This window comes from Brevibacterium daeguense, assembly GCF_021729135.1.
In the GTDB taxonomy this organism is placed as follows: Bacteria; Actinomycetota; Actinomycetes; order Actinomycetales; family Brevibacteriaceae; genus Brevibacterium; species Brevibacterium daeguense.
Window position 1 is genome coordinate 36,133 of sequence record NZ_JAJTWW010000012.1, and the last position, 18,301, is coordinate 54,433.

The window sequence follows — 18,301 nt, forward strand, 5'->3', positions numbered from 1 at the left end:
ATGGTTCGAGCTCGCCCTGTGGACAAGCAGGAACTCGGGGTCGGAATCGTCGTTGCGCTGGTCGGCCTCGGGTACTTCCTCGAGACACTCCGCATTCAGCGCACCGATGCAGTCGTCGGGCCCGAGACCATGCCGGCGCTCGTCGGCCTCGGTCTTCTGGTGCTCGGCGGACTGCTGGCAGTCTCGGCCTTCTTCACCCATCGGCCGACCCCGGAGGAGGTGATGGAGAAGGCGCTGGAACACGAATCCGCGCCAGGCGACGCCTCCGCATCGGGGGGTGCGACAGCGGGCGCTTCAGCCGCCGAGCCCCGCGCCGCCGAGCCCCGCGCCGCCGAGCCACGGGACGGCGCGCCGCAGGTCTTCGGACTCTCGGGGCGTCGCGTGCTCATCAACTTCGCGCTGTTCTTCGCCTACATGATCATTCTCATCCCGGTCGGCTTCCTGCTCTCCACGGCAGTGTTCTTCTTCGTGATCACCTCCCTGTATGACCGACGGAAGTGGATCCGGAACCTGATCTTCGCGGCGGCGTTCTCCGCAGTCCTCTACTACTCGTTCAAGCTCGGGCTCGGCGTCTACCTGCCGCCCGGCATCCTAGGCTGAGGAGGCCGACTCGTGGATACCCTCGTCCAGCTCGGCGGCGGCTTCGCAGAAGCCATCCAGCCGCTCAGCCTGCTCTTCGCTCTGCTCGGCGTCCTGCTCGGCACCATCGTCGGCGTCCTGCCCGGGATCGGTCCGATCACTGCGATCGCCATCCTGATTCCGGTCTCGTTCGGGATGGATCCGGTGCACGGACTCATCATGCTCTGCGGCGTCTACTACGGCTCGATGTACGGCGGATCGATCACCGCGACGCTCATCAAGACCCCGGGCGAGATCGCCAGCGCGGTGACGGCGATCGACGGCTACGAGATGGCGCGGCAGGGACGAGCCCGTGCCGCGCTGGCAACTGCGGCCATCGGCTCGTTCCTCGCGGGCACGCTGGCGATCGTCGGCCTGTCGTTCCTGTCCCCGCTGCTCGTCCAGGCTGCGAGGATATTCGGGGCTGCCGAGTACTTCCTGCTCATGCTCATGGCGCTGCTGCTGGCGTCCTCGATGTCGACGGGCTCCCGCATCAAGTCGCTCGTGTCCATTCTCATCGGGCTGGGAGTCGGCCTCATCGGGCTGGACTTCCAGACCGGTCTGCCGCGGCAGACGTTCGGCATGGACGTGCTCCGCGACGGGATCGACTTCACGATCTTCGCGATGGCGCTGTTCGCCATCCCGGAGTCGATCCGCCAGCTGTCGACCCGCCTCGATCCCGCCGCTGTGCAGGTGCAGAAGATCGACTCCGGCCCGTGGATGACGAAGGACGACTGGCGCCGTTCAGCGGGGCCGTGGGGACGCGGGTCCGTGCTCGGGTTCATCATCGGCGTGCTGCCCGGCGTCGGCCCCTCGCTGGCGTCATTCATGTCCTACATCATGGAGAAGCGGATCTCGAAGACTCCGGAGCGATTCGGCAACGGAGCGATCGAAGGCGTGGCAGGCCCCGAGGCAGCGAACAACGCCGGGGTCGGCGGCGCCATGATCCCGCTCTTCAGCCTCGGCATTCCGGGGTCGGCCACCACCGCGCTGCTGCTGTTCGTGTTCACGATGTACGGATTGCAGCCGGGTCCGCTCCTCTTCGAGCAGGAATCGACGCTGATCTGGACGATCATCGCGAGCATGTACATCGGCAACGTCGCCCTCATCGTGCTCAACCTGCCGCTCGTCGGACTCTTCGTGAAGCTCCTGAAGGTGCCGCCGGAGCTGCTTTTCGGCGCGATCCTCGTCCTGGTGGGAGTGGGAGCCTACGCCATCGAGTTCAGCCTGTCGGGAATGCTCATCCTGGCCCTGCTCGGAGTGCTCGGCTATCTCATGGAGACGTTCGACTTCCCGCTGGCCCCTGCGATCCTGGCGCTCGTCCTGGTTCCCCTGCTGGAGGACAACTTCCGGCGCGTGCTCCAGATCAGCGGCGGCAGCCTGCTGCCGTTCGTGACCAGGCCGATCTCCCTGACGCTCGTCATCCTGATCGTGCTCGGCATCCTCGGCCCGATGATCCTTCGGCGGCTGCTTCGCAAGAAGGCCGTCGAGGAACACCTGATCGAAGCGTGAGGAGGGAGCACTGGAATCGATCGGCGTCATCGACAAATGCGCGGCAATCCTCTCCCTGCTCGGCGAGTCCGCGCTCACCGGCGCCGAGATCTGCTCCCGCCTCGGGATGAGCACCTCGACCGGCTACCGGATCCTGCATTCCCTGGCGCAGCACGAATTCGTCGTCCGTCGCTCCGACGGGGCATTCTGCCTCGGTCCGTTCCCCGCCGGGCGCCGGGAGAACGATGTGCAGACCGTCCTCACCGAACTCAGGAACGTGACCGGCGAGTCGGTGCAGCTGTGGCTGCTGGACGGCGACCGTCGAGTCTGTGTGATCACGGTCGAGTCGATGAATGAGCTGCGCATCTCGAAGAGCGCGGGCACAGCCCTGCTGCTCGCCGACGGCGGGTCCGCCGCTCTCGCGCTGACCGGCAGTGTGGATGGTCAGACCGTCTACGTGACTACGGAAGCACGACGGGCGGGAATCGGCTCGGCGAGCGTCGGCTTCGAACCGATGACGAGTGCGAGGCTCGCCGTATGTGTGTCGTTCCCCCTCACCCGCATGCCCAGGAGTGTCGAGAGCTCGTACGGCCCGCACCTGCGCCGGGCGGCCCAGACCCTGCAGCGCAGCCTGCGGGAGGGGGACGCCCTGCTCGTCCTGTCCGAGGTTGCCCGAGTCGCCCACCTCGAATCATGAGCGAAGCGGCAGGACTCTCAGAACTCCGGCCCCGCCATGCACTACCCTGGAATGATTATGGCCATTGACTTTCCTTCAGAGATCGCTGCCCTGCAGCAGACCTTCGCCTCGATCCGCAACGTGTCCGACATCGACCAGCTCCGGTCCGAGGTGGCAGAGCTGACGGAAGCGGCCGCGGCGCCGGACCTGTGGGACAACCCGGACGAGGCCCAGCAGGTCACCTCGAAGCTGTCCCACCGGCAGTCCACTCTGGAGAAGCTGGAGAAGTTCGACTCCCGCATCGAGGACGTCGAGCTGCTCGTGTCGATGTCGCAGGAGGAAGGCGACCAGGAATCCCTCGCAGAGGCCGCCGCCGAGATCGAGAAGCTGCGGACGGAGCTCAGCGCCCTGGAGATCTCCACACTGCTGTCGGGCGAGTACGACGAGCGCGCCGCCGTGATCACCGTTCGCGCCGGTGCCGGCGGCGACGACGCCACCGACTTCGCACAGACGCTGGCTCGGATGTACATCCGGTGGGCGGAGAACAAGGGCTACAACGTCAAGGAGCTCGACACCTCCTACGCAGAGGGAGCGGGCGTGAAGTCCGCGACGGTCGAGATCAGCGCCCCCTACGCCTTCGGCACACTGTCCGTCGAAGCCGGCACGCATCGCCTCGTGCGGATCAGCCCCTTCGACAACCAGGGACGCCGTCAGACGTCCTTCGCCGCCGTCGAGGTCATCCCGCTCATCGAGCCGACTGACCACATCGACATCGACGAGAACGACCTGAAGATCGACGTCTACCGCTCCTCGGGTCCCGGCGGTCAGTCGGTCAACACCACCGACTCCGCCGTGCGCATCACCCACCTCCCCACCGGCACCGTGGTGAGCATGCAGAACGAGAAGTCTCAGATTCAGAACCGTGCTGCCGCGATGCGCGTCCTCCAGTCCCGGCTGCTGCAGCTGAAGCAGGAAGAGGAAGCGGCGCAGAAGAAGGATCTGGCCGGCGACATCAAGGCCAGCTGGGGCGACCAGATGCGCTCCTACGTCACCCACCCGTACCAGATGGTCAAGGACCTGCGCACCGGCCACGAGGTCAACAACCCGCAGGCGGTGTTCGACGGCGACATCGACGGCTTCCTCGAAGCCGGCATCCGCTGGCGGAAGGAAGGCCAGAAGGCCGCCGAGGCGGAGGCCCAGACTCCCTGAGGCGTCCGTCGCTCAGAGGCGGATGTCGGGGCCTCCGTCGGCCGCTTGCTGGCCGGCGGCGGTGCTGCCGGTCGAGCCGGTCGTCCGCTCCTCGTCGCCGGTGAGCGCCTCGGCCCCATCGCCGGCAGGGCTCCGGTGCCCGTCCTGATCCGGAGTGACCCGCTCCTGATCCGGAGTGACGCGCTCGACGGGAGGGGTCTGATTGCCATCGATGGTGCCGTCGTCGAGCTCCGAGCGGTCGACTTGCTCCTCCGCATGAGGAGTCGTCACATCGGTGATGCCCTGATCGTCGCTGTGGGCGGGGGAGTGGGCAGCATCGGCATCGTCGGCCACGGAGTCGGCGGCGCCCTCGACGCCCGAGGTGCTCGCGTCCAGTCGTTCGTGATCGGGAGCCGGTTTGCCCTCCCCGCCAGAGGAGGGAACCAGGTTGAAGTGCTCGTGCACCCGTGCATTCTCTTCGGGAGTCAGCTCGTCTCCCTCGACGTTGGGCGCGGACTTGATCGCGTCCCGGGTGTAGGGCACCCAGACGCCGGACTCCGTGATATGGGCGGCATCGAGCGGAACGATGGTGCTCGAACCGAGGATGCCGGTGGTGACGCTGATGCAGGTGGGTGCGCCGGCGGGATCGCGCAGCACTCGGTCGACGGTCCCGACCTTGTCGTCGGTGACGTCGAAGACGGTCGTGCCCTCGTGGACGTTGAGGGTCGGATCGTCGGTGTCGAACTTCTCACTCATCTCGGGTTCCTCTCCCTGGCATGCCACTGACCTGTTGGACTCCACTCTACGACCGGCGGTCGGTCATGGGCACGAACGAGGGGCCGGATCGCTCGCGCGAATCCGACCCCTCGAAGCAGAGCCATGGGGACCGAGGCGCCCTGCGACGCCGGTCGGTCCTCCGGCGCTGGTCAGCGACGTGCGTCGGGACCCTTGGTGTCGGCCTCGATGTCGATCTCCTCCTTGCGGACGTCACCGGACACGGTCTCCGTGTCCTGCACGGTCCGCTTGCCGACGTCGACCTTCTCGGTGGCGACGGTCTCCTTGTCGACGACAGGGCGCTCCTCGCGCAGTGTCACCGTCTCCTCGACATCACCGGTGGGATCGATCCGGCCCGCGTTGCGGGCGGCGGGATCGTTCGGGTCGAGCTTCTCGCGTTCGACCACCAGTTCCTCGCGCTGCACCGGCACTTCCACGTTCTGGTGCTCGGTGCGGACCCGCTTGCGGAGCCGCGCCCGGCCGGCCTCATGCTGCTCGGTGCCGACCTTCAGCCGCTCCTCACGAGCGACCATCTCGTCGTCAGCGGCGGTTCCGGTTCCGGCGCCCGCGGTGCCTGCCGTGCCGGTATGCCCCGTCCGGCCCTCTGCAGCGCCCTTCGCGATGCCGAACTCGTCGACGTGGTCGGTGCGCTCTTCATCAAGACGGACACCAGCGGTGCCGTGCCCCGCAGTGCCATGTCCGGCGGTTCCCTGTCCTGCTGCGGGAGCGTGGTAGTCGAGTCCGTAGTACTCGAACAGGCGACGCTCCTCGTCCGGGGTGAGGTGGCCGTCGACATCAATGTTCGGCGCATCCTTGACGAAGTCCTTGGTGAACGGGACACGAAGTCCATCAGCGGACTGGTTCGCGGCGTCGAAGGGGACGAAGGTCTCCTTGGTGCCGAAGAGGCCGGTGTTCACCGTCACGAACTTCGGATCCTGGGTCTGATCGTCCAGGTACACCTGACCGATCGAGCCGATCTTCTTGTCTTCACTGTCGTAGACGTTGGCGTTCTCAAGTGCGTCGAAGTCGATGTTTTTGGTCATCGGTTACTCACTCTCCTTCCAGATGCCACCCGAAGTTCGGGTGGCGCTGTCTTCAAATCAACAAGACACCTTGTACTTTAGTACGGCAAGCCGACTTGTCAAAGCGCGGAGCGTCACAGCTTGCTGAGAGCGACACGCCTTCCGCTTCCGCTTCGAGATCCGGCCCCCGGCGCTTCCGACTCCGTAGAGTGAGCGTGGCCTGCAGTCGACTACGGGATAGAGAAGTTCTGAGTGATCACCTTCGAATCGGTTACAAAATCGTACGATTCCAAGGCCGAACCCGCGTTGGACGATGTCTCGTTCACAGCGGAGGCCGGTGAGTTCGTCTTCCTCGTGGGCCCTTCGGGCTCCGGCAAATCGACAGTGATCCGCCTCGTGCTCCGCGAGGAGATACCCACTTCCGGCCGCATCCGCGTAGCCGGCAAATCGATCGTGAAGATGCCGACGTGGAAGGTGCCCTACCTGCGGCGCAGCATCGGCACGGTGTTCCAGGACTTCCGACTGCTGCCGAACAAGAACGTCTTCGACAATGTCGCCTTCGCGCTGCATGTGATCGGCAAGTCGTCCGCGTCGATCTCCACCCTGGTTCCGGACGTGCTGGAGACCGTCGGCCTCGAGGGCAAGCAGAAGCGGTATCCCCATGAGCTGTCCGGCGGCGAGCAGCAGCGCGTCGCCATCGCCCGCGCCGTGGTCAACAAGCCCGGAATCCTGCTCGCGGACGAGCCGACCGGCAACCTCGACCCTGCCACCAGTCAGGACATCATGGACGTCATCGACCGCATCAATCGGAACGGCACCACCGTCCTGATGGCCACTCACGACGGGGAGATCGTCAATCGGATGAATCGGCGGGTCATCGAACTGGCCGATGGAGTGATCATGCGAGACGAGGAGCGCGGCTCCTACCAGGTGGGCGCATGAAGTCCTCATTCATCCTCAGTGAGGTGTTCGGCGGTCTCAAGCGCAACTTCTCGATGGTGCTGTCCGTGGTCCTCGTGACCTTCGTGTCGCTGCTGTTCGTCGGATCGGCGATCCTGCTCCAGATGCAGATCGGCGGCATGAAGGACTACTGGTACGACCGGGTGCAGGTCGCCGTCTTCCTGTGTCCGCCCGATTCCGAGGCGCCCACCTGTGCGGAGGGTGAGGTCACCGAGGAGCAGAAGGAGTCGATCAGAGCGGACCTCGAGGGGCAGGACCTCGCCGCCTACGTCGACGAGGTGCACTTCGAGGACAAGGAGATGGCCCACCGGCTGTTCAACGAGCAGTTCGCGGGAACCTCGCTCGAGGGATCGGTTCCGCAGGATCAGATGCAGGAGTCGTTCCGCGTCAAGCTCGTCGACGCAGAGCAGTACGAGATCATCAACGAGTACTTCTCCGCCACCGCCGGCGTCGAAGAGGTCGTCGACCAGAACAAGCTGCTCGACCAGCTGTTCGCCATCATGAACGTCGCGACCGCGATCGCCGTTGCGATCGCCGCGATCATGCTCCTGTGTGCCGTCCTGCTGATCGCGACCACGATCCGGTTGTCGGCGTTCTCCAGGCGGCGGGAGACCGGCATCATGCGACTGGTGGGCGCCTCGAACGCGTTCATCCAGCTGCCCTTCGTGCTCGAGGGCGTGATCGCGGCAGCGCTCGGTGCCGCATTGGCGGGAGCGGTGCTGGCGCTCGTGGTGCACTTCGGCGTCGCCGGCTGGCTGCAGGCTCAGGCCGCCGGATTCGAGCTGGTGTCGGTGGGTGACGTGCTCATCGTGACCCCGCTTCTCATCGGCATCGGGATTATCATGGCCGGTGTGTCCTCCGTCATCACCCTGCGCAGGTACATGAAGGTCTGATGCCAATGAAGTGCACACTGATTCTGACAACCCTGGCGGCGCTGCTCGCCGTTCTCATGCCCGTCACCGCGCTGTCCGCCAATCCGCGTGAGGAGAAGGACAGGGTCGACGAGCGGGTGGAGGAGCTGACCCGCGAGTTCCAGGGCTTGGACGAAGAGCTCGCTCGGGTGATCGCGGAGAAGGAATCCGCCGAGGAGGCGATGCCCGAGGCCGAGGACGCGCTGTCGCAGGCGCAGGACGAACTCGACGAGGCTCGACGCAAGGACGAAGAGCTCGCAGCGCGCATGACCTCGGCCCAGAACGCGCAGGAGGATCTGCGTGAGCAGATCGACGACGGTGAGCAGGAGATGGAGGACAGCCAGCAGGCGGTGTCGAAGATCGGCCGGCAGGCGTATCAGAACTCCGGTGTCACCTCCGACGTCGCCCTGCTGCTGCAGATGGCGACGAGCGACTCCGGCGCCGCCGGCTTCAACCGGGTCGATTCTGCTGTTCGGTCCCAGCAGCGCACGATCACCAGACTGTCCGAGCAGCGGGCGACCAACAAGAACTATCAGGATCGGCTCGATGCGGTCGCAGAGGAGATCGAAGACCTCAAGGAGGAGGCCGCGCAGGTCGTGCTGACCAAGGCTGCGGCTGAAGAGGAGGCGAGGCGGAAGAAGTCGGATCTCGACACTCTGATCGACACCAAGGATCGAGCCTCCCGCACGATCGAGGACAACAGGGCGAAGACCGAGGAAGAGCTGCGCAAGGAGAAAGAGGAACAGGAGCGCCTGGTCAGAGAGCTCGAGAAGTGGGAGGAGGAGGCCGAGGAGAAGGGCGTCTCACTGCCCGGTTCGGGGGACCTGCGGAATCCAGTGCCCGGATTTCCGATCACGTCCCCCTTCGGCTACCGCATCCACCCGATTACGCAGAGTCGCAGACTCCACACGGGCACTGACTTCGGCACCCCGTGCGGCACTCCCATCCACTCGGCAGGCGACGGCGTCGTGGTCTCTGCCGGGTGGGCCGGGGGCTATGGCAACCGAGTGATGGTCTCTCATGGCAAGATCGGCGGAACGAGCATCGCCTCTGCGTACAGCCACAACACCAGACTCACCGTCAGCCCCGGCGACCGGGTGTCGCAGGGCGACGTGATCGCGCTGGCGGGAACAACGGGATCGTCGACGGGATGCCATCTTCACTTCGAGATCATGCAGGGCGGCGGCTACGTCAACCCCATGCCATTCATCGAATAGGGAGCGGGCGGTGCGCCGCGCCGACCGGGAATGGTCTGGCTGACCGGAAATCGCAGAGTGTCGGCAGTTGTGAACGCGGGACGCCCCCTGCCAGGCGGGCCAATGTGCAGACGGCCTCTCTGTACAATGGTGTGTCTGTGCCCTCTCGGGGCACCTGTCGGCACGGAGCGCTCGAATCGGTACGGAGGGAGGACCATGGCCAAGGAGACTGGGAAGAAGGTCATCGCGCGCAATCGAAAGGCGCGGTACGACTATCACATCGAGGAGACGTTCGAAGCTGGCCTGGTGCTCACCGGAACCGAGGTCAAGTCTCTTCGGGAAGGTCGCGCCTCGCTCACAGACGGATTCGGCCTGATCTTCCAGGGCGAGGCATGGCTCGAAGGCGTCTACATCCCCGAGTACGCGCAGGGCACCTGGACCAATCACTCCGCCCGGCGGCGGCGCAAGATGCTTCTGCACAAGGACGAGATCCTCAAGATCTCGCACAAGCTCAAGGAATCCGGACGCACGCTGGTGCCGCTCGAGCTGTACTTCGAGGGATCGCTGGTCAAGGTCGAGATCGCGATTGCTCGAGGCAAGAAGGATTGGGACAAGCGCCAGGCTCTGCGGGAGAAGCAGGACGAACGTGAGGCGCAGCGGGCCATGTCCCTGCGCCAGCACCGGTGACACTCGATCACTCTGTGGATTCTGCTGTGGACAACTGAGAAACTCACCCCTTCCACTCTCGGGGAATTTCTGCTAGCGCGCTCGTGTTAACCGCGCTGATCTGCACTGATGCCGGTCTTCCACAGTGAGCGGTCCGAGGTGTGGAGAGTGTGGGCGAATCTGTGGATAACTCTGTGTGATAGGCCGTTGAGCGAGTGCTGTCCTGCGGAGCAGTCGGACCTGGCCTCTCCGTGCTCGCGTCCGATCATCGCCGGCGATGGAATGACGGCGATCTCTGGAACAGGATCGCCGAGCGACAGCGGGCGTGGACCGATCGCGTCCCCGGGGGGTTCGAAGGACCCGGTTCCGATAACTCCTACTACACAGGGGGAATGAATGTGGACCGGCCCGCGTTGATAGGTATAGAATCAGTGCTCCGGCGTGGTTCAGCGGATGAGTTCCGAGGATCGGGCGCCGGGATTGGTAATTGAATATGGGGATGATCGGTTTCGACGTTGGACACTGCGTCGGGAGAAGCGGGCCGAGAATGCAGAGTCATCTCGTTAATGTCCTCTGCAAAACAATAGGTGCTAAATCTAATAACCGCACCGATTTCGCCCTCGCTGCCTGATAGCGCGAGTTGCGGATCCGTCAGCCTAGAGTCGCTTCCGCTCTAGTCACTGGCGTCAGCTAGGAAGCCACTGCTGCCGGCACACGTTGGGGGTGCCGGTGGGACTTTTACCCAACTCCGTCTGTTGGTCGACGTGTTCGTGCGATGACCAGGACCTAAGAAGCGTTTTCACGAACTGCGCCCGGAGAAGACCTGGCAATTTGCCGACGGACGCGGGTTCGATTCCCGCCATCTCCACGTGGTAAGAGCCCTGGCAGTCCGCAGACTGCCAGGGCTCTTCCTGTTGCTTCGTGCTCGTTCAGGTGATCCCCGCGCTCAGCGACTCCGCTCCATTCGGCTCCGGAGGGCGGCCGGCGCAGGCGCGCTGGCGAATGCCGGAATACTGCTGCCGGGGGACGACCGCGGCACCCGTTCCCCGGGCAGGAAGTCCGGGGAACGGGTGCCGCGCGACATGGTCGACCGTCAGCCGCGAGGATCTGCTCCGCGCTCGGACTGATTCGCGCCGCGTTCGCGGGCGCGCTCGGACTGGTCCGCTCCCCGCTCGGGGCCCGGCTTGGACTTGTCGGCTCCGCGCTCCGACTGGTCGGCGCCGCGTTCGCGCGCGCGCTCGGACTGTTCGGAGCCAGGGGTGCCCGGCTTCGAACCCTCGTCGGAACCGTCCTCCGGCACGGTGTAGGTGACCATGAGCTTCGGTGCCTGGTCGGAACCGCCGCCGTTGTACGACTCAGCGGTGCGGGTGCCCTCGCCGTCGAGCATCAGCGCCAGCGAGTTTCCTGCCTGCCAGTCGTCACGATCCACGACGGCTTGGATCAGCTCCGAGATGTCGGGAGTGCGCTGATCTTCGCCGGCTTCCTGGGCAGCAGTCCAGACTGGGGCGTCCGACCAGTCCACTGCCGTATCGAAGTACTCGCGGCTCGAGACGTTGTGCGCTTCGAACTCGTCGTACTCCTCGGCATGTCCCGTGCTCTCCGCGTGGATCCGAACGTTGAAGGGATCCCCGGTCTTGTCGGGTTCGTCAACGGTGAACTGCACGTAGGCACCTGTGATCTCGGCGCCTGCGGGGATGTCCAGCAGGGAGAATCGCATGCCGACGTGCTGCGGGTTGGTGTCCTGGCTGCCGGGGCTCTCGTGCACGAGTTCGAGGTCGGATGAGGTCATGTCCAGTGCGCCGCCGTTGGACAGCCCCTCCTCGACGTCGTCGTAGGCGTTGAGGATTCGGCCCTCGGCGAGATAGTCGCCGGTGTCCTCGCGGAAGATCGTCTCGACCGGATCGTCATAGGTGAGGGGGCCCTCATTGCGGAACACCGTCTGCGCCGGCTCGTCGGGGATTTCATTCTCGGCCGGCTTCTCGGCGCCCTCCGGCGCTTTCGTGAGCGAGAGCGAGTCGATGGTCTCACCATTCACCTGGTACGTGGTGACATTGAGGCGACCACCGTCGATCTCCAGATGCGAATACGCAGGGGTGCGATTCTGCGACTCCACCGCGTTGAAGGTGAAGTTCGGCCCGGACTGGATCTCGTAGTACTTGGAGCCGCTGGACGACTGGTGCGTCAGGTAGAGCACCTCGTCCTCGTACTTCATGAGCTCTTCGGGTGCAGACAGATCTCCGACAGGATGACCGGCGTTGAGCAGATGGGAGCGGTTGTACACGTGATCATGGCCGGACATGACGACGTCGAAGTCCAGTTCGCTCATCAGCGGCGGCATCCACTCCCGGCGCTCTTCGATGTCCCCGTCGGTGGCATGAGAGGCGGTGGAATACAGAGAGTGATGCCAGGTGGCGATCTTCCAGTCGACATCCTGGCCGTGCGCGGCGACGACCTCCCGCAGCCACTGCTCGTGTGCTTCCGTGTCACGTTCGTTCGAGTTCAGGGAGACGAACAGGGTGTTGTTCTGGATGTACCAGTAGTTGCCCATCTCATTGTTCCAGCCCGGGTTGGCCGTGCGGTTGGGCATGTTGAAGTGCTCGGAGTAGGAATGCTGAGCATCCGAAGCCGAACCGTCGTCGTGGTTGCCGATGTTGGTGGCAAGCGCGTTCTCACGCAGCTGATCCGGTGCCAGGTAGTCGATGTACTCCGAAGCAGAATCGTGGGTATTGACCTGATCGCCGACAGAGAGCAGGAAGTCGGGGTCCTTTACCTGAGCCAGAGCTGTGTCGAGGGTGTTCTGCCACGCCGCGCCATCGGAGGGGTCACCGCCACCGGAGCCGATCTGCGTGTCGCCGAAGACGAGGACGTCCAACTCGTCATCGGACTGGACGTTGAATTCGTACGCCTCTGACCATCCGAGTTCGTCCGAGCCTGTCTGCCAGAGATAGGTCGTTCCCGGTTCGAGACCGACGACCGAGGCGTGATGCCACGTCAGACCAGGCATATCGAGTGACGTGCCGGTGTCCGTGGCGTCGAGGTACTGGGCGGCGGCCTCGTCGCCCTGCGGATACAGCCGCACCTGAGAGCTGTCCTCCGATTCCGTGTACCAGACGAAGTTCCTGTCGTTCTGTGTCGCCCCGACATTCAGCACCATGTTGGAGGCGACGGAGCCGGACTCGGGAGAAGCGGTTTGCGCGAATGCAGGGACTGCGGCGAAAGCCAGGCTTCCGCAGATCAGGCCAGCGGTGAGAGGAGAGAGATACCGGCGTCTGTGGTTCAAGATCCATCCTAAACAGCGTGTTCGACTGAGGGCGCCCTTCGAGCACCAGAAGCACCGTAGGCTCGCCGGATCGCCTGAGTGCAAAATGCACCTGAACTTCCGGACAACCCGAGGTGAGGATGAGTCCCGGAAGATGATCGCACGGGCCGCCGGCCGGTGTGCTGTGCGGGCACATGGGTCGAAGAGCTTCCGCGAGATCACCAGGGCTTGTCGTGGTAGCTCCCCTCCGAGCGCTGGCGCGAGTTCGACTCCTCCTGGCGCTGCTGGGAGTCCTGCTGACGCTGTCTGAGCTCCTCGCGCTTCTCATCGCCGGGCGACGGCTGCTCGTCGCCGGCGGACTGCTCGTCCCTCTGGTCGCCGCCATCTGCCGGACCCGTGCCGTCATCCTCACCCTGAGAACCGTCGTCCGAGCCCTCGCCCGACCCGTCCTCGCCGCCGGGCTCGCCGGGGGAGGAGCCGCTGGCGTCCTGCGATTCCTCGTGCGGCGGAGCGTTCATCTCGTCCTGCGATTCCTGCACGCGCTCTTCCGCCTGCCGCATCGCCCGGTCCTGCGGAGTGTCGGGCGGCCGGCACTCTTGTGGAGCGTCGGCGAGCGTGGTCTTCGCGGCATCGAACTTCGCATTGGCACTGGCAGGATCCTCGTCCTGCCTGAACGCCTCGGCCTGCTGCTCGTACACGTATGCGAGGTTCTGACGCACCGCACACTCATCGCGCACCGGAGTCAGCTGAAGAGCACGCTCGAGCTGGACCTGCGCGATGTCATCATTGGATTGCTTCGCCTCGGCGGTGCCGACGTTGAAGTGCGACTTGTGCCGCTCGAGCGGGCTGAGCTGACCGAACCATTCGGCCGCCGCGATCGCGCGCGCCTGGTCGCCGCTGCTCGAGGCGTTCTGCGAGACCGCCAGCAGACCGAAGAGCAGGGCGCAATAGGCGGCGAGCGCCAGCAGCAGTGCTCCTGCGCCGAGGCTGAGGAGAACCGCCGGACGGACCCGTCGTCGCCCCCGTCGGGAACGAGGCATCGGCGCTGAACTCTCCGTCTCGGCCGAAGGGTCGGCGGTGACCACCCTGCTCATGCTGCCGCCCGGAGACCGAGGTGCAGCGACCTGATGGTGCGGATGCGATGCATGGCGAGGGCCGCCTCGGCGACCACCCAGCTGAAGACTCCCAGCAGCGGAAGCCAGAAGAATTCGTCGAATCCGCCGCGGACCTCCTCGTCAATCAGCACCTGCTCGAACACGGGAGCCGTGTACGCGGTGGCGAAGGGAGTGCCGGCGGTCCTGTGCGCATAGCTCACGCCGAGGTCGGAGGCGATCGCGCGCAGCTGATCCTCGTCAATCCTGGAGATCGCACGATTCCGAGTGGTCGGATCAGCGATGTACTGCTCACTGTCGGCCTGCGAATAGTAGGACTGAGTCTCCTTCATCGGGCCGCCCTCGGAGGTTCCATAGCCGAACACAGCACCTCCGTCGATCAGCCCGCCGAGCTCGTTCATGGATTCCGCTGGCGCCTCGGCCGTCTGCTCCCCGTCGCCGAAGTAGAACACGAGCCGGGCGTTCTCCGGGTGCTGCTCGTGCGACTTCCGAAGGCGATCGACGAGGAGCCGGTGGGCTTCGGTCACCGAGCTGCCGCCGGAGTACAGGGTGACTTCCGGACCGAGGGTCTCGATTGCGGCAGCCATCGCCGTATGGTCTGTCGTCAGGGGAACCCGCACGACAGCCGAGGAGTCGAAAGTCACCATGCTCACGCGCGCTCCCGGCAGCTGCTGGAGAAGCGCGTGCAGGTCTTCCTTGATCCCGTCCAGGCGCGGTTCGCCGTCGCCCCAGTCCTCCGCTACGACCGAGGCGGTGGTGTCGACTGCCATGAAGACGTCGACCGCGGACACTGACGACTGGCTGAACGTCTCCGCCGGGACACTGGGGCGCGCAAGAGCTGCGGTCAGCAGGATCACAGCGCCGCCGCGGACCGCCCACCGCCACCGGCGGTGCGGGGTCAGCACGGCCAGCGTCACGCATCCGCCGACGAGGAGGATGCCGAGCACGGTCAGCAGGACCCAGGGAAGGACGGGCTGGAAGATCACAGCTTGAACCTCCACATCAGGACGAGTCCGGCGATCGTCCCCAGCAGCGTCAGGGTCAGCGGCACCCCGGGTGAATCATGGACGAGGGTGACCGATTTCGCCTCGGTCTTCTTCGCCTCCTGCTCCTGGATCCCGTTGACGATGCCGTCGGTCGCCGAACCCGAGCCCAAGGCATAGTGGCGCCCACCCGTGACGCGGGCGGTTTCCTCCAACTCGTCGACCTCCGAGCCGAAGAACGGGCTGCGCGGCGCCAGGGTGTACACGCGAACCTCCTCCTGCTGGGCGATCTCGGTGGCCTCCCGCAGGCTGAAGATCGGAACGCCGGCAAGCTGATTGTCCGTCGCGAGGATGATTGACCGGGAACGCTGCTCGCCCAACTTGTCGAAGTTGTCCACGCAGGAGGTGAGTCCGTCGCCGATCAGCGATGAGCCACCGTGCTGAGGGTCGACTGTGCCGGCGAAGAAGTCGGTCCCGTGGACTCCGCCGGTTTCGAACCCGGTCTTCGCCTCTTCCAGGAACTCCCGGACCATCGCGTAGTCATCGGTCAGCGGAAACACCGAGACTGCGGTGGTGTTGAAGACCGTCATGCCGATCCGCTCGCCATCGAAGGAGTCGAGCATGTCGAGGTAGGACTGGATGATGTCGGCGTCATAGCTGACCATCGATCCGGACGCATCCAGGCACAGCATCACGTCGCGGAGCTGGCGTTCGGGGTTGATCGTCTGGATCCAGACCGGGCGGGCGATTCCGAACAGGGCGCTCAGCGCAGTCAGCACGAGAACGCTGAAGACTGCGCCGGCTCCCCACAGCAGGCGGGCCCGGCGCCGGACGAACGCGGGAAGGCGGGTGAGCCTGTCGGTGTGGGCGACCGGAACGCCTCGGTTCTGTGCCCTCCCGGGCCGCGACAGCACCCAGACCGCAAGAGCGGCGATGACGAACAGGGCCAGAGCGAGCCACCAGAATTTCAGGACCATCGACCCACCAGCTCTCGGGCCGCGAGCAGCTCGCCGGTGCAGTCGGCGGAGCCGTCACGAGAGAACTCGGCCGCGTACAGGCGGGAGACGGCCACCGCGAGGGGTTCGATGCGGTGGGACTGCAGCTCCGACAGCGTCATGTGATCGACCTTCAGACCCCAGGCGGCGCGGGCGAAGTCCCGCACGACGGTGCCGAGCTGCTGGGCGACCTCGCGGGAGTCGAGGGATGATGTCTGCCACGCCTTCTCGATCTCGTCGATGCGCTGCAGGTATTTCACCCGTGTCTGCTCCGGGACCGGCGTCAGGCGTGTGCCCCTCCGCTCGGACGCCCTCCACAGCGCAGCCAGCAGCGGCCACCCCGCAACCAGGAGGCCGAGCAGCAGGCCGGCGACTGCGACCACGGCCCACCACGGCGAGGCGGTCAGGAGCGGGTGCAGCTCAGCGACGTTCATTGCGGTGCCTCTTCATGAGCCGACGCAGCTGAGCGAGTGCCTCGGCCGAGTGGCCGACAGTCACATGCGCGACCCCGAGCTGCTTGAGCACGGAGTCGGACGCGGACCGACGGGCGGCCTCTGCGGCTTCGTACTCCCGCCGGAGGTCATCGCCGCCGAGCAGGATGTCGGGAATTCCGCTGCGGTCGGGACGGAGCACGTCGAAGGGCGTCCCGTCCTGCCCGCCCAGAGAAGTGAGATCGGCGTCCGCGATGGTGACCCACAACAGCTCGTGCTGGGCGGCGAGGCGGCGCAGCAGCTGCTGGTCGAGGTCGGTCAGCGGCGCTTCGTCGGCGATCACCATGACGAGCCTCCGGCCGCGCAGGTGATCGGCCACCCAGGCGAGCTGCGTCGTGATCCGGCTTCCCGCGGCATTCGCCCCACCTGCCAGAATGCGGCGCAGCAGCTGTTCGAGGTGGGCTTCGGTGCCCTTGCTCGCAGAAGCATGGGCAGCCCGGGAGTCGCCGTGCACGAGCATCACGTCATCACCGTGCCGGACCGCCAGATAGCCGGCCATCCCCGCCAGGAGGATCGCGAGCTCGCGTTTGGGTTCTCCCGACGCCGCGACCGCATCGAAGTTCGCTCCGGAATCGACGACGAGGGCGAGGGCATGGCGGCGGTGGGCCACGTAGCGCTTGACCAGGGGAGTGGTGTGCCGGGCGGTGGCCTTCCAATCGATGTCGCGCACCTCGTCACCCGGGCTGTATTCCCGCAGATCGTCGAAGTCGAGGCTGTGCCCCTGGAAGACCGAGGCATATTCGCCGTCGAGCAGACCGCGCATCTTCCGGTGTGCGTGGATCGTCATCCGTGCCTTGACCTTGGTCAGCAGGGCTGCCATCAGGGGGTCCGGATCGACTTGAGGAGTTCCGCGATGAGGTGTTCGACGGGAACGTTCTCCGCCACTGCCTCGAAGTTGAGAAGGATCCGGTGGCGCAGAATCCTGATCGCGAGGTCCTTGACGTCTTCTGGGATGACGTAGTTGCGGCCGCGGACCATGGCCAGCGCACGGGCGGCGTTCGTGAAGGCGATCGACGCGCGGGGTGAGGCTCCGCATTCGATGAACCTGGCCAGTGGACCGATGTAGCGGGCCGCAGACCGAGTCGCCGCGACGACCTCGACGAGATACCTGGTGATCGCGGGATCGATGTAGATGCTGCGGGCGTACTTCTGCAGCGCCCGGACATCGTCCAGGGTGCAGGCGGACGCTTCTGCGGCGCCGGAGTCGAAGACGCCGGCATCCAGCCGGCGGAGGATCTCCATCTCCTCCTCCAGGGTGGGGTAGTCCAGCACGTCCTTGATCATGAAGCGGTCGAGCTGGGCTTCGGGCAGCTGGTATGTGCCCTCCTGCTCGATGGGGTTCTGGGTGGCCATGACCAGGAAGGGTGCGGGGAGGTCGAAGCGGGCGCCGCCGATGGTCGTCTGCTTCTCCTGCATTGCTTCCAGCATGGCGCTCTGAGTCTTCGCGCTCGATCGATTGATCTCGTCGAGCAGGACGATGTTGGCGTGGACCGGTCCCAGTCGGGTTTCGAAGGTTCCCGCCGAGGCGTTGTAGATCTGGGACCCGATGATGTCGCTGGGAAGCAGGTCCGGCGTGCATTGGATGCGGGCGAACTTCCCGGCGACGGCATTGGCGAGCGCCGAGGCGGCAGTCGTCTTGGCCAGCCCCGGAACGCTTTCGAGCAGCAGGTGGCCGCCGGTGAGCAGGCCGAGTACGAGGGTCTCGCGCAGCCGTGCCTGTCCCACGACGTAGTGGTCGAGGTACTGCTGCACTTCCTTCAGGATCGACTGGGCATGGCTGATCTCCTGGGTGTTCGCGGGAGCCGAAGCCGGCTGCGCCATGTCACGTCCTTTCGAAGGGGGGATGCGGTGGGGACCGGTGCTTCCAGCCTACGTGTGCCCGCGGAGTCACCACTCGGAGAAGGTGTGTCAGTACCGGAACATACAGTGTCAGCGGACGTTCCGACAGGGCGGCAGTCG

General features: G+C 65.4%; 17 protein-coding genes and 1 other RNA gene. 9 read left to right on the plus strand and 9 right to left on the minus strand.

What is annotated here, in order from left to right; translation table 11 throughout:
* Positions 1-18: 18 nt before the first annotated feature.
* Genes LXN01_RS10885 through prfB form a run of 4 tightly spaced genes read left to right on the plus strand, consistent with a single transcriptional unit; the run spans position 19 to position 3,994 of the window.
* The gene (locus LXN01_RS10885; RefSeq protein WP_236865026.1) at positions 19-600 is read left to right on the plus strand and encodes a tripartite tricarboxylate transporter TctB family protein; all 582 of its coding nucleotides are present in this window, start codon (positions 19-21) and stop codon (positions 598-600) included.
* Between the two features lie 12 nt (positions 601-612).
* Positions 613-2,130 carry a tripartite tricarboxylate transporter permease gene (locus tag LXN01_RS10890; protein WP_236865028.1) on the plus strand — a complete coding sequence of 506 codons (1,518 nt, stop codon included), beginning with the start codon at positions 613-615 and terminating at the stop codon, positions 2,128-2,130.
* Between the two features lie 28 nt (positions 2,131-2,158).
* Positions 2,159-2,806, plus strand: a complete 648-nt coding sequence (locus LXN01_RS10895; RefSeq protein ID WP_336885266.1) for a helix-turn-helix domain-containing protein — start codon at positions 2,159-2,161, stop codon at positions 2,804-2,806.
* Between the two features lie 57 nt (positions 2,807-2,863).
* A complete protein-coding gene (prfB, locus tag LXN01_RS10900; RefSeq protein WP_236865030.1) occupies positions 2,864-3,994 on the plus strand; it encodes a peptide chain release factor 2 in 1,131 nt (376 codons plus the stop codon).
* A gap of 12 nt (positions 3,995-4,006) precedes the next feature.
* Here prfB and LXN01_RS10905 read toward each other — a convergent pair whose 3' ends face one another.
* Together LXN01_RS10905 and LXN01_RS10910 are read right to left on the minus strand one after the other, a co-directional pair.
* Entirely contained in the window at positions 4,007-4,729 is a 723-nt protein-coding gene (locus tag LXN01_RS10905; RefSeq protein WP_236865032.1) for a hypothetical protein, read from the minus strand.
* Between the two features lie 170 nt (positions 4,730-4,899).
* Complete coding sequence (locus LXN01_RS10910; RefSeq protein ID WP_236865034.1) at positions 4,900-5,790, minus strand: PRC and DUF2382 domain-containing protein; 891 nt, start codon at positions 5,788-5,790, stop codon at positions 4,900-4,902.
* A 231-nt stretch (positions 5,791-6,021) separates the two neighbouring features.
* Here LXN01_RS10910 and ftsE point away from each other — a divergent pair, with 231 nt between their 5' ends.
* The 5 genes from ftsE to ssrA all read left to right on the plus strand — a co-directional run bounded on the left by ftsE (position 6,022) and on the right by ssrA (position 10,373).
* Positions 6,022-6,711: a cell division ATP-binding protein FtsE gene (ftsE, locus tag LXN01_RS10915; RefSeq protein ID WP_236865036.1), complete on the plus strand. Its 690-nt coding sequence runs from the start codon at positions 6,022-6,024 to the stop codon at positions 6,709-6,711.
* Positions 6,708-7,622 carry a permease-like cell division protein FtsX gene (ftsX, locus tag LXN01_RS10920; RefSeq protein ID WP_236865038.1) on the plus strand — a complete coding sequence of 305 codons (915 nt, stop codon included), beginning with the start codon at positions 6,708-6,710 and terminating at the stop codon, positions 7,620-7,622. Before ftsE ends, ftsX begins: the two co-directional genes overlap by 4 nt.
* Before the next feature lie 5 nt (positions 7,623-7,627).
* Positions 7,628-8,857 carry a peptidoglycan DD-metalloendopeptidase family protein gene (locus tag LXN01_RS10925; protein ID WP_236865040.1) on the plus strand — a complete coding sequence of 410 codons (1,230 nt, stop codon included), beginning with the start codon at positions 7,628-7,630 and terminating at the stop codon, positions 8,855-8,857.
* A 195-nt stretch (positions 8,858-9,052) separates the two neighbouring features.
* Entirely contained in the window at positions 9,053-9,523 is a 471-nt protein-coding gene (gene smpB, locus LXN01_RS10930; protein ID WP_236865042.1) for an SsrA-binding protein SmpB, read from the plus strand.
* Between the two features lie 474 nt (positions 9,524-9,997).
* Positions 9,998-10,373, plus strand: a transfer-messenger RNA (tmRNA) gene (gene ssrA / locus LXN01_RS10935).
* A 222-nt stretch (positions 10,374-10,595) separates the two neighbouring features.
* Here the strand turns inward: ssrA and LXN01_RS10940 are convergent.
* The 7 genes from LXN01_RS10940 to LXN01_RS10970 form a co-directional block, all read right to left on the minus strand.
* Positions 10,596-12,656 carry a metallophosphoesterase gene (locus LXN01_RS10940; RefSeq protein ID WP_236865044.1) on the minus strand — a complete coding sequence of 687 codons (2,061 nt, stop codon included), beginning with the start codon at positions 12,654-12,656 and terminating at the stop codon, positions 10,596-10,598.
* Positions 12,657-12,979: 323 nt separating this feature from the next.
* On the minus strand, positions 12,980-13,801 hold the full coding sequence (locus LXN01_RS10945; RefSeq protein WP_236865046.1) for a hypothetical protein: 822 nt from the start codon (positions 13,799-13,801) through the stop codon (positions 12,980-12,982).
* A 50-nt stretch (positions 13,802-13,851) separates the two neighbouring features.
* Positions 13,852-14,859 (minus strand): VWA domain-containing protein, encoded by a 1,008-nt coding sequence (locus LXN01_RS10950; protein WP_236865048.1) that lies wholly within the window; start codon positions 14,857-14,859, stop codon positions 13,852-13,854.
* Positions 14,856-15,833, minus strand: a complete 978-nt coding sequence (locus LXN01_RS10955) for a vWA domain-containing protein (RefSeq protein ID WP_236865050.1) — start codon at positions 15,831-15,833, stop codon at positions 14,856-14,858. The genes LXN01_RS10950 and LXN01_RS10955 overlap by 4 nt, the downstream gene beginning before the upstream one ends.
* Positions 15,824-16,285, minus strand: coding sequence for a hypothetical protein (locus tag LXN01_RS10960; protein ID WP_236865052.1), 462 nt, complete (start codon positions 16,283-16,285; stop codon positions 15,824-15,826). Before LXN01_RS10960 ends, LXN01_RS10955 begins: the two co-directional genes overlap by 10 nt.
* Positions 16,272-17,162, minus strand: a complete 891-nt coding sequence (locus LXN01_RS10965) for a DUF58 domain-containing protein (RefSeq protein ID WP_236865053.1) — start codon at positions 17,160-17,162, stop codon at positions 16,272-16,274. The genes LXN01_RS10960 and LXN01_RS10965 overlap by 14 nt, the downstream gene beginning before the upstream one ends.
* Positions 17,162-18,163 (minus strand): AAA family ATPase, encoded by a 1,002-nt coding sequence (locus tag LXN01_RS10970; RefSeq protein WP_236865054.1) that lies wholly within the window; start codon positions 18,161-18,163, stop codon positions 17,162-17,164. The genes LXN01_RS10965 and LXN01_RS10970 overlap by 1 nt, the downstream gene beginning before the upstream one ends.
* Between the last annotated feature and the right edge of the window lie 138 nt (positions 18,164-18,301).